The sequence below is a fragment of the Pseudoxanthomonas sp. G3 genome (genome assembly GCF_057654715.1).
In genome coordinates, this window is record NZ_CM172805.1 from 2764656 (window position 1) to 2774409 (window position 9754).

Annotated in this window: 18 protein-coding genes, 1 tRNA gene and 1 pseudogene; 18 read left to right on the plus strand and 2 right to left on the minus strand. The window is 62.8% G+C overall.

From position 1 onward, the window contains the following. Positions 1-372: 372 nt before the first annotated feature. The 18 genes and pseudogenes from AC23D6_RS13205 (at position 373) to AC23D6_RS13290 (ending at position 9148) form a co-directional block, all read left to right on the plus strand. Positions 373-594: a hypothetical protein gene (locus AC23D6_RS13205; protein WP_487749707.1), complete on the plus strand. Its 222-nt coding sequence runs from the start codon at positions 373-375 to the stop codon at positions 592-594. After that, on the plus strand, positions 594-917 hold the full coding sequence (locus AC23D6_RS13210; RefSeq protein WP_487749708.1) for a hypothetical protein: 324 nt from the start codon (positions 594-596) through the stop codon (positions 915-917). Before AC23D6_RS13205 ends, AC23D6_RS13210 begins: the two co-directional genes overlap by 1 nt. Continuing rightward, the gene (locus AC23D6_RS13215; protein WP_487749709.1) at positions 914-1066 is read left to right on the plus strand and encodes a hypothetical protein; all 153 of its coding nucleotides are present in this window, start codon (positions 914-916) and stop codon (positions 1064-1066) included. The genes AC23D6_RS13210 and AC23D6_RS13215 overlap by 4 nt, the downstream gene beginning before the upstream one ends. After that, complete coding sequence (locus AC23D6_RS13220; RefSeq protein ID WP_487749710.1) at positions 1063-1650, plus strand: hypothetical protein; 588 nt, start codon at positions 1063-1065, stop codon at positions 1648-1650. The genes AC23D6_RS13215 and AC23D6_RS13220 overlap by 4 nt, the downstream gene beginning before the upstream one ends. A 139-nt stretch (positions 1651-1789) precedes the next feature. Beyond that, positions 1790-2026 (plus strand): DUF551 domain-containing protein, encoded by a 237-nt coding sequence (locus AC23D6_RS13225; protein ID WP_487749711.1) that lies wholly within the window; start codon positions 1790-1792, stop codon positions 2024-2026. 172 nt (positions 2027-2198) lie between these two features. Next, complete coding sequence (locus AC23D6_RS13230) at positions 2199-2639, plus strand: hypothetical protein (RefSeq protein WP_487749712.1); 441 nt, start codon at positions 2199-2201, stop codon at positions 2637-2639. Then, positions 2639-3535, plus strand: coding sequence for an ATP-binding protein (locus tag AC23D6_RS13235; RefSeq protein ID WP_487749713.1), 897 nt, complete (start codon positions 2639-2641; stop codon positions 3533-3535). The genes AC23D6_RS13230 and AC23D6_RS13235 overlap by 1 nt, the downstream gene beginning before the upstream one ends. Beyond that, a complete protein-coding gene (locus AC23D6_RS13240) occupies positions 3535-4116 on the plus strand; it encodes a hypothetical protein (RefSeq protein WP_487749714.1) in 582 nt (193 codons plus the stop codon). The genes AC23D6_RS13235 and AC23D6_RS13240 overlap by 1 nt, the downstream gene beginning before the upstream one ends. Continuing rightward, a complete protein-coding gene (locus AC23D6_RS13245) occupies positions 4117-4374 on the plus strand; it encodes a hypothetical protein (protein WP_487749715.1) in 258 nt (85 codons plus the stop codon). It abuts the gene before it with no gap. Positions 4375-4538: 164 nt separating this feature from the next. After that, entirely contained in the window at positions 4539-5024 is a 486-nt protein-coding gene (locus tag AC23D6_RS13250; RefSeq protein WP_487749716.1) for a hypothetical protein, read from the plus strand. Beyond that, on the plus strand, positions 5021-5176 hold the full coding sequence (locus AC23D6_RS13255; RefSeq protein WP_487749717.1) for a hypothetical protein: 156 nt from the start codon (positions 5021-5023) through the stop codon (positions 5174-5176). The genes AC23D6_RS13250 and AC23D6_RS13255 overlap by 4 nt, the downstream gene beginning before the upstream one ends. Beyond that, positions 5173-5364, plus strand: a complete 192-nt coding sequence (locus AC23D6_RS13260) for a hypothetical protein (protein ID WP_487749718.1) — start codon at positions 5173-5175, stop codon at positions 5362-5364. The genes AC23D6_RS13255 and AC23D6_RS13260 overlap by 4 nt, the downstream gene beginning before the upstream one ends. After that, the gene (locus tag AC23D6_RS13265; RefSeq protein WP_487749719.1) at positions 5361-6647 is read left to right on the plus strand and encodes a hypothetical protein; all 1287 of its coding nucleotides are present in this window, start codon (positions 5361-5363) and stop codon (positions 6645-6647) included. The genes AC23D6_RS13260 and AC23D6_RS13265 overlap by 4 nt, the downstream gene beginning before the upstream one ends. Continuing rightward, entirely contained in the window at positions 6640-6990 is a 351-nt protein-coding gene (locus tag AC23D6_RS13270; protein ID WP_487749720.1) for a hypothetical protein, read from the plus strand. The genes AC23D6_RS13265 and AC23D6_RS13270 overlap by 8 nt, the downstream gene beginning before the upstream one ends. After that, on the plus strand, positions 6987-7355 hold the full coding sequence (locus AC23D6_RS13275) for a hypothetical protein (RefSeq protein ID WP_487749721.1): 369 nt from the start codon (positions 6987-6989) through the stop codon (positions 7353-7355). Before AC23D6_RS13270 ends, AC23D6_RS13275 begins: the two co-directional genes overlap by 4 nt. Before the next feature lie 211 nt (positions 7356-7566). Next, positions 7567-7899, plus strand: coding sequence for a hypothetical protein (locus AC23D6_RS13280; protein ID WP_487749722.1), 333 nt, complete (start codon positions 7567-7569; stop codon positions 7897-7899). 146 nt (positions 7900-8045) lie between these two features. Further along, a pseudogene (locus AC23D6_RS13285) lies at positions 8046-8336 on the plus strand (DNA cytosine methyltransferase); the annotation flags it as partial. Positions 8337-8920: 584 nt separating this feature from the next. Then, positions 8921-9148, plus strand: a complete 228-nt coding sequence (locus tag AC23D6_RS13290; protein ID WP_487749723.1) for a helix-turn-helix transcriptional regulator — start codon at positions 8921-8923, stop codon at positions 9146-9148. Positions 9149-9228: 80 nt separating this feature from the next. Here the strand turns inward: AC23D6_RS13290 and AC23D6_RS13295 are convergent. Together AC23D6_RS13295 and csrA are read right to left on the minus strand one after the other, a co-directional pair. Beyond that, a tRNA-Ser gene (locus AC23D6_RS13295) sits at positions 9229-9321 on the minus strand. A gap of 75 nt (positions 9322-9396) precedes the next feature. Beyond that, positions 9397-9606 carry a carbon storage regulator CsrA gene (gene csrA / locus AC23D6_RS13300; protein ID WP_056878398.1) on the minus strand — a complete coding sequence of 70 codons (210 nt, stop codon included), beginning with the start codon at positions 9604-9606 and terminating at the stop codon, positions 9397-9399. Positions 9607-9754: the final 148 nt, after the last annotated feature.

The following is a 9754-nucleotide window of genomic DNA, read 5'->3' on the forward strand; positions in this document are numbered from 1 at the left end:
CACAAAGCCTCCAAGTCAGGTGCATTGCGCCAAATGGTGGATATGGCTTCTGGATGACCTTTGAGGACTACAAGGCCATCGACAACCTCGTGAGGACTGGAAGCCGAATTGGTTTTGCGGTGCCAATGGAGGCCGGGACATTCAAGGCCGTTCGATTCTCTCTTCGAGGCTCTGCCGCGGCGGTTGACCGCGCAAATAGCCTGACTGTGCAGATGGGTAAGAACTCCACGCGGGACATGCAGCTCTAGCTGAATAGGCGACTTGCCGCTGGTCGGCAAGTTTAGCTTCAGGCGAAATATTTAGCTTCTGGCTATTGACATCGTTTAGCGGCTGGCTAAACTTCTCTCCAACGCACAGCGGAAGGAGAGAGCCGTGAAGCAAGACACCACCCACCTGCTGCAGGTGCTGACCGAAGACGGTTGGCGCGACCTGAAGCCCTTCGTCGACCAGGAATCAGCCGACCGCACCTGCGAGCAGCTGACCAACCTGGCTGAGGCGCACGGTGACGGCACGCAGTACCGCGTGTGCTCGTGGCTCCCCACCCTCACCCCGGCGAAGTTGGCCGAGGGCGACGTCTGCGAGGAGCGTCGCTGATGGCCGCCCTCAACTACGCACGCATGCCCGGTCCGGGTGACCTGCCGGGTAACCGCAACCACCCGAATAGCCCTGATTGCGTAGAGCCGGCGTTCGGCCTCGATGACGCGGCTGGCAACGTCGCGCGCCACTTGTGGAACGAGGATGAGGTCGGGGAAATCGTCTACGACCTCGCCGAGGCGGATTGGGCATTGCAAGTCGCCAGCCAAGTGGTCACCAGTTCGGCGTTGGCCGAAGTGCTGAAAACGCTGCAGAAGCACGCCGCACGCATGGCACGCATGCGCGATGACGAGTTCGAAAAGCTCAACGGGGGTGCGCCATGACATCCGACCGCTTCGACCGCCGGAACTACCGCACCTGGCCCGAGACGACGCGCGCCGAAGTGCTGCCTGTCGCTGGGCTGCTGAGCCGAAACGCTGATATCGACCTGCGCCGCGATGAGTTGCGCTGGTCGCCGAGGGGGAATGCGTGAAGGCTCGTCGGTATCGATACCGCTTCCAGTCCGAGCAATCGTTCCGCGGAACGACGTGGATTCCGCCGTTCCCGATGACGCGCGGCGTTTCGCCGGCCCACTTCAAGTGCCCGCTGCCGCAGTCCGACGCTGAGTTCGCGATCCTCTCGCAGATCTTCTTCGGCAAGGCGCTTTCACTATCGAAGCTCTGGCTGTACGGCACCGGTGGTCAGGTCGAGTTTTCGCAAGGGTACGAGGAGTACGCGACCGCCGACGGTCACTTCAGCTCCTACAGCCTTGAAGGCTACGACCGCCTTTCTTTCTTCATGCAAACGGTGTTCGGCTCGATCAGTTGCTGCCGGACGCTCGGTTATCAGGATCTCAAGCGCATCGGGCATCGCCACTGGCGGCGCCTGCAGCGCTGGGAGAAAAGCAGGCGCGACAAGGACAGTAGCTCTGTCCGGCCAGCGTTTGTGAGGTTAGCCCGCCGCTTCGGGGTGGGAGAGAACATCGAGAACGGGAATAGGCCCCCTGCTATCGGTGTGCTGTCGGAAGGCCGGGAGGATGGCGCGACCGCAGCTTCTATCTGCGAGGTGTCCGCATGACCCTCGCCTCCCTCCGCCGCCAACGCCGCATTGAAACGCTGGTGATCGTGCTGGGCCTGTTGGGCGTCATCACGGTAGCCGCATCCCGTCCTTACATGGAACAACCGCGCCCCATCTCTGGCGCAGTGAGAGGTTGAAGATGAAGTGGGAACCGATTGAGACAGCGCCGAAGAACACCCCGGTTCTGGTCTTTGCCAGTGGTCAGCAGTTCGTGGCCTGGCTGCAAGACGACGCCACCGATACTTGGCATGAAGAGGGTGACGGCGAATCTGACTTCAACGGCCATTGGTGCGTGACAGACAACAAACTGGGTCCGTATGCGCTGCGTGGGGGCAGACCTACCCACTGGATGCCACTTCCGGAGCCGCCGAAGTGATCACCCGCTCCGTCACCCCGCTGTCCAACCCGCAGCCTGCACCGGACTGGCGCGCCCAGTTCGACACCTTCTTCGGAGCCGACCGTTCCTCCCCTCTCTCTCCATCGGACGGCGGCTCCGAGCCTCTTTCACCTGACTACCTGCCGGAAATGGCGGATTGCCCGGGGTGGTAATGACCATCAAGCACAGACAAACGCTGACACCGACCTGGCATTCGTGGCGAGCCATGAGGCAGCGGTGTCAGGACCGGAACCATGCGACCTACCCGAACTACGGTGGTCGCGGGATATCGGTCGCTCCGGAGTGGAATGAATTTGCCAATTTCCTGGCTGACATGGGCGAACGACCTGCAGGGTCGACCCTGGGTCGAGTTGACAACGACGGCAACTACTGCGCGGCCAACTGTCGTTGGGAATCCATCGAACAGCAGAACCAGAACAGGAGAGCGTTCCGGGTGCCGGGCGGCGGCATCAGCAAGACGGTCATCGAGTACGACGGCCGGGCGCTGACTCTCTCGCAGTGGGGCCGAGAAAAATCCGTCTCTCTGCCCACGCTCATCTATCGCTACAGGGCTGGCTGGCCAGTCAATCAGATCATCAATGGGAGAACCTAATGGCACTCAAGATCCTTTCCGCAGAAGAACCGATCACCGTCGAGAACATCACGCTTGTGATCTACGGCGACCCCGGTGCAGGCAAGACCACCCTCGCCTTCTCTGCTGAAAAGCCCCTCCTCTTCGACTTCGACAAGGGCGCGCATCGTGCGCTTGGCCGCAAGGACACCGTGCGGGTGAACACCTGGGCTGACGTGGCGGGACTGACCGCGTCTGACCTGGCGCCCTTCTCCACGATCGTGGTCGATACCGCGGGCCGTCTGCTCGACGCTCTGTCGGCTGACATCATCGCCAACGACGCGAAGATGGCCAAGGCGGGCGTTCTCTCCCAGCAGGGCTGGGGCAAGCTGAAGCAGCGCTTCCTGGCGTGGACAAAGCTGATTCACCAATCCGGCAAGGATGTGGTGCTGATCGCCCACGGCACCGAGAAGATGGACGGCGAAGAAGTGAAGGCCCGTCTGGACGTGCAGGGCGGCAGCAAGGACGAGATTCTGAAGTCTGCCGACGCCATCGGTCGTGTGTTCGTGAAGTCCGGCAAGCGCGTCCTCAGCTTCGACCCAACCGAATCAGCCTTCGGCAAGAACCCGGGCCAGTTCGACCTGCTCGATATCCCGACGCCGATCACGCCGACCTTCCTGGCGGACCTGATCACCGAGACGAAGTCGCAGATGAACCAGCAGACGGAAGCGATGCAGGAAGCTGCGCGCGTCCAGCAAGGCTGGGTGGAGGCCTTCGCTCTCCTGGAGACGGCAGAAGACTTCAACAGCGAGCTGCCAGCACTGAAGGAGCAAGCCCCAGCCATCAAGCGGCTCTTCATGCAGGCGGCAGACAAGCGCGGCCTGGTGTTCGACAGCAAGGCGGCAACATTCTCCGCCAAGTCGGCCGAGGCTGCGTGATGTTGGCCCGCGTCTCCAACATCGAGGCGTGGCGGCGGTGGCGCGAGGATCCGGACGCCACCCCGGACGACCTGATTCGGTACATCACCGTCGACGAGCCGTCCGAAGCCATGCTGGCCGGCACGGCGTTCCATGCGGCGATGGAGACGTTGGCGCCTGGCGAGTACGACACATTGCAGGCCAACGGCTACACGTTCCGACTGGACTTCGATAGTGCGCTTTACCTGCCGACCATTCGCGAACTGCGCTGCTCGGCGATGTACGGACCACTGGAAGTCTCCGGTCAAGTGGACGGGATCGAGGGCCGGCGCGTCGACGACCACAAGACGACTGCCAACCTCAACGTCGAGAAATACATCGAAGGCTGCCAGTGGCGGTTCTACCTGGACATCTTCGACGCCGACGTCTTCCGCTGGAACGTCTTTCCGATCAAGCCGCTCAAGGACGCTCCGAAGACCTACACCGTCAGCGAGCCGCATCTGATCGAGATGTGCCGCTACAAGGCACTGCACGACGACTGCATGCGCCTGGCTGCCGGCTTCTATCAGTTCGCAACCACCCACATGAAGGAAGCAGCCTAGATGGCCCTCAAGAAGACCCATGACGCCGTGTATGCCGGCGAGAAGTACACCGACCGCGAAGGCAACGAGAAGACCCGCTACGTCAACGTTGGCGCCCTGTTCGCCCGTGACGACGGCTCGATGACGATGAAGCTGGAAAGCCTGCCGATCGGGTTCAACGGCTGGATCAACTTCTACGAGCCGAAGCCGCGCGACGGTGAGCAGCGTTCGCAGCGCCGAGCGCCGCAGCAAGACGACTCCGACAACGTGCCGTTCTGACGACCACGGGGCGGAATGCGCAGGCTGATGCGCAGGCTGATGCGCAGCAGTGCGACGGGCGATTTCCCGTGATGCGCCAAAGGTCCGGACACAAGGCCGGAGCCCTGCAGGCACCGAGTAGCAAGCCGGAGATCAGCACCGGCCCGCCCCACCCAGGAGAAGAGATGGACACCCCGACCCCCGACAACGCGGCGCGTGCGACTCCGGTGGCTTGGCAGTACGCCGGCATGTATCGGAGGAACGTGCCCAAGTTTCGCGAGGACCGAGCGGACGGCTACACCGAACCCCTCTACTCCGCCGCCACGGTCGCGGCGCTGGAGGCGGAGGTGGAACGCCTTAACGCGATCATCAACACGCCGCAAGCCGACGACTTCCTGCGCGCCGTCAGTACCGAGGCGGAACACCAGCGCCAGCGCTGGGGCAGCAGTCACGATGCAGGGAAAGCGCCGGCCGATTGGTTCTGGCTGGTTGGCTACCTAGCCGGCAAAGCGCTGCACGCACACGCCGCAGGCGATGCCACGAAGGCAGAGCATCACATCATCACGACCGCCGCAGCGCTGGCGAACTGGCACCTGGCCGCATTCGGCAAGACCGACATGCGTCCCGGAATAGACGGTGAAGCCGCCCTCACCGGAGCCCGCGCGAAATGAGCCAGATCGAGATTCCGGAAACGGTAACGGTGACGTTCGATATCGGCATTCTCGGCGCTATCCAAATCCTTTGGGCTGCCGTCACCTCTGGCCGCGTGGAACTTCACGCCGACCGTATTAGCTACGCCATCCGCAAGGAGCCGGCCGCATGAGCCTGAAGATCGGCGACATCGTGCAACTGAACAAGGACGACCAGGGGATCAACTGGATCATGCGCGCCGTGGTCTTGCAGTACCCCGCAGGCCCTGGCGACGTATGGAGATTCCGCAACGTCGATACCGGCCAAGAGGTCTACACCAATGAAACCTTCACCGCCTACGTGTTGGAGCGTGCGCCATGAACGAACCCACCCCCGCAGAGCGCGGGCTGCCTGAGTTGCCGGCAAGTGCTGGCTATCTGTTCCTGCACAACACTGGCGGCGTGTCACAGGTATATGGCTACACCGCCCACCAGATGCGCGAGATGTACCAGCGCGGCTTGGCGGACGGCCACAATATCGGCAGTTGGTTCGCGGCCGATGACGTGTACCGCCACGCCCGCAGCATCGACGTTGCGCTGAACGGCGAGGAAGACGCGGCAAGTCGGCCGGCACTGTGCGACGTGGTGTCGCAGATCGCGAGCCTCGCGCGTCAGTACGGCCCGCTGGTTCGCGCCCTATCCGCCCGACCCCTTCCGGGCGATTGGGTGGAGGTGCCGAGGGAGCCGACGATGACGATGCTTCAGCGTGGAAGTGCTGCGGCAGACGGCCTAGGCTCGCCGCTGACTCGAACCGAATGCGCATGGAACGCCATGCTCGCAGCCGCCCCCTCAGCGCCAGCGGAAGAGGTCGATCCGCTTTTCGTGGACGACCGTCTGGAGCTTACGGACGTGTCCAGAGTCATGGCGGAGTTGGCCGAGATATACGAGCCCGGCGAACGCGGACCGCTGACAGATGAGGAGCGCGCCGTGCTGGTGGACTTCGTTACCGGCCTCGTTGACGAGCCTCTGTTCCTTGGCGTCGTCGGTCACTACTTCGCGCAGAATCCGCCGTCTGGCGTGACTGCCCCCGAACCCCTGGCGCAGGGTGAATGCGAATCCTGCGGTCGGCGCGACCCGCTACAGGCCGCAGCTTATAGGGCCGCGCTGGATACCTTGGCTGACTTCAACCCCGGCGCTGACGAATACACCAGTGCGATTCATCTTCTGCGTCAGCACGCTCCATTGCCGCAGCCCGCAGCGGAGGTCTTGAAGTACGTGCACATCTTCGGGACTCTGAACGAAGTTCAGCGGTATGCGCTGGATGGCGTGATCGGGAACTTGGAATATGAGGCCGGAGACGTTGAGGATTCGCCCCCGAGCCGCGAGAAGGATGAGGACGCGTACTGGGCCTATCACGCGTGGCACGCCATCAACATCCTGCGCGGCGGCGACAACTCCCATACCGCAAAGCCCACCCCCCCTCAGCCCAGCGCGTCGGTGGGGGAGTGGGCGAGGGAGTTGTTGGCGGCTGAGTACGAGCGCGATGGATTCGATCCTGTGGGGGCCCAACAAATCCGAGAAGGCTTCGTCAACAACACAACGGCCATTGCCCTCCGCGCCATCGAATCTGCCCTGACCACCGCAGCGGGAGGGGCCCATGACTGATTGGAACCAGATGGAGGGCCTGTGCCGTGGTGCTCCCGAGTTCGTGGATGCGTGGGTGAAGATCGTGCGCCAGGGCCGCGATGAGGAGCGCGCATGGGTTCAGGACTTGATTCGCCAAGGGTACAAGGCCGCGCACCCTAATGACGGCTGGGTCAACCGCAAGGACAACATCCTGACGTTCTGCTATCCGCAGTTCGATCATGGGGCCGGCGTCGGTGATCGCGTGATGCTCGGCTGGGCAAGCGATCCGAAGTCGTGGCGGCCGGTGATTCTGACCGAGGACGTGTCCACCAAATGGCTCGGCTACAACAAGAAGTTCCAGTTCAAGGATGTGACCCCATGACTAGCGCCCTCGCCGAGGTGTTGGAGAAGCTGGAGAGGGCCGCTCCCGGCGAGTGGTTCGTAGACCAAGAGCGCAGGGTTTACAACGCCGAAGCCTATGTGTGCGACGCCAACATCCGGCACACGGAGTACGACAACGAAGCTACCGCGGAAGCCATTGCCGCCGCCGTCAACTGGCTGAGAGAACACGGAGCCGCGCTGCTGAGGGACGCGGGGGATGCTGCTCGGTATCGGTGGCTGCGGGACAACGGTGGGACGCTAGCTGTATGCGATGAAGAAACGTCGTACTACCTTGAACAGCTAGACGCCGCCATCGACGCCGCCATGCACGCTCCTGGCGGGGCGGGGGGTGGGGCCAATGGCTGAGGTGTCCATCGGCGATCGATTCGCCTCTTTGGTTGTCACAGCACTACGGCGTGGTTCGAAGGGCGTGCACCCCGTAGCTGTTTGCCTGTGTGATTGCGGGGAAACCTGCACGCATCGCGTCAGCAGGCTTCGAACCGGCCGCGCAACGCGATGTGGCTCCTGCGCGCGGAAGGAAACGTGGCGCACCAGGGAGCGACCCAGCAGCGAAGACATGGCAATCAGGAGACGGCACGAGATCTATTCCGGCAACGCAGCCAGGAAGAGCCACGCTTTCGAACTGACCGCACAGCAGACGCGCGAGCTGTTCCTTTCGGATTGCCACTACTGCGGACACCCGCCAAGCACGCTTGCTAAGGCGAAGGGGCGCCAAACAGGTGTTCTGGTCAATGGCATCGACAGGCTCGACAGCAGCCTTGGTTATGCGGCCGGCAACGTCGTGCCGTGCTGTCCTCAATGCAATTTCGCAAAGCGCGACATGTCGGTCAGCGACTTCCTGGCATGGGCCGCACGGGTTGCCATGCATCAGAAGGCATCGCGCGCATGAAGGCTTTTTACAACGAAATCGATCCGTACTGCTGCGCTTGGCTCAGCAACCTCATGGACGCAGGACAAATCACGCCCGGAGTCATCTGTGACAGATCCATCGAAGACATCTCCCCGAAATCACTTCTGCAGTACGACCGGGTGCACATGTTCGCAGGGATTGCTGGATGGGAGCTTGCTCTCAAACATGCAGGCTGGGGCAACCGACGGGTTTGGACTGGCAGCTGCCCTTGCCAGCCTTTCTCCGCGGCAGGTAAAGGCGCTGGGTTTGACGATCAGCGGCATCTCTGGCCCGCCTGGTTCCATCTCATCCGCGAGTGCCGACCTGCAATCGTGTTTGGAGAACAGGTTGCGAGCAAGGACGCAGAGCCTTGGGTCGACCTTGTACACGCTGACCTGGAAACCGTGGGTTACGCCTTCGGGTGTGTCCCGTTTCCGGCTGCGGGCATCGGTGCGCCGCACATCCGAGATCGGAACTACTGGTGTGGTGTCGGCCAGGCCGACACCGACCACGCGCGACTGGAAGGACGGCAAGGAGCGGGCGAACGTGCCACTGAACGCCCTGCTTGGCCGCGTGGCGTGGCTGGCGGGATGGCCGACGCCCATGGCGGGTACGCCAGCGCAGAATGGCAACAACGCGGCCGGGAACAACGACAGCAGCCGCAAGACGGTCGAGTTGTCCGGCTGGCCGACTCCACGAGCAGCGGACGGCGAGAAGAACGTTCGCACGACGGAAGGGGCGCTTTCGGAGATCGATCGCAAGGCCTCGCCGCAGGACTTGTCGATGGCAGCGGCGATCACGGGCCCGGCCCGCTACACGGATTCTGGCGAGCTGCTGACTGGTTGCTCTGCCGGGATGGAAAGTGGCGGCCAGTTGAGTCCGGCTCATTCCCGCTGGCTCATGGGATACCCGGCCGCGTGGGACGACTGCGCGCCTACGGAAACGCCATCGTCCCGCAGGAAGCGGCCGAGTTCGTCGCCAGCTTCCTCGACATCGAACACCAACGCATGAGGCAGGCAGCATGACCGCCGCAGAGAACAACCCTACACCGCTGTCGCTGCTGCCGATCAAGGACGTGAAAGCGCGCGTCGGCCTGAGCGTGGCGATGATCTACCGCCTGATGCAGCGGGGCACGTTCCCGCGGCCCAGGAAGATCGGCGTCAAGTCGCTGTGGCGATCGGATGAGGTCGAGGCATGGATCCTCGCGCAGACCACCGAAGCCGAGCAGCAGCACTCCGCTGCAGCCTGATCCGAAGTGTGGGGCGAAACATGGGGCAACGACCCCAGAAACGCGAAAACCCGCATGGTTGCGGGCTTTCGGTCTTGACTTGGCGGAGTGAGAGGGATTCGAACCCTCGATAAGGCTTTTGACCCTATACTCCCTTAGCAGGGGAGCCCCTTCGGCCACTCGGGCATCACTCCGGGTCTTTCCGCTCCCGCAGCCGTGCTGCAGCGGCCACATAGAATAGCGGCTCGCCGCGCAGGCGGCAAACACATTCACTCCGAAGTGACGTTCTCGGACGCCGACGGCGAACCGATCTCTTCGCCACGCTGGATGCGCTGATAGATTTCTTCGCGATGCACGGCCACATCCTTGGGCGCGGTGATGCCGATACGCACTTGGTTGCCTTTGACGCCAAGCACGGTCACCGTGACCGAATCGCCGATCATCAGGGTTTCGCCGACACGGCGGGTCAAGATCAACATGTTTCTTCTCCGTAATCCGGCAAAGGATAGTGCCGGGGGCGCGCCCGCCCCGTGAAAAGGGGGCTGCGGCTTCCTGGTACATTCATGAACCTAAAGCATGTTAGCGGCCGAAGGCGCACGGCCGCAAGCACCGGATGGTCCAATAAGC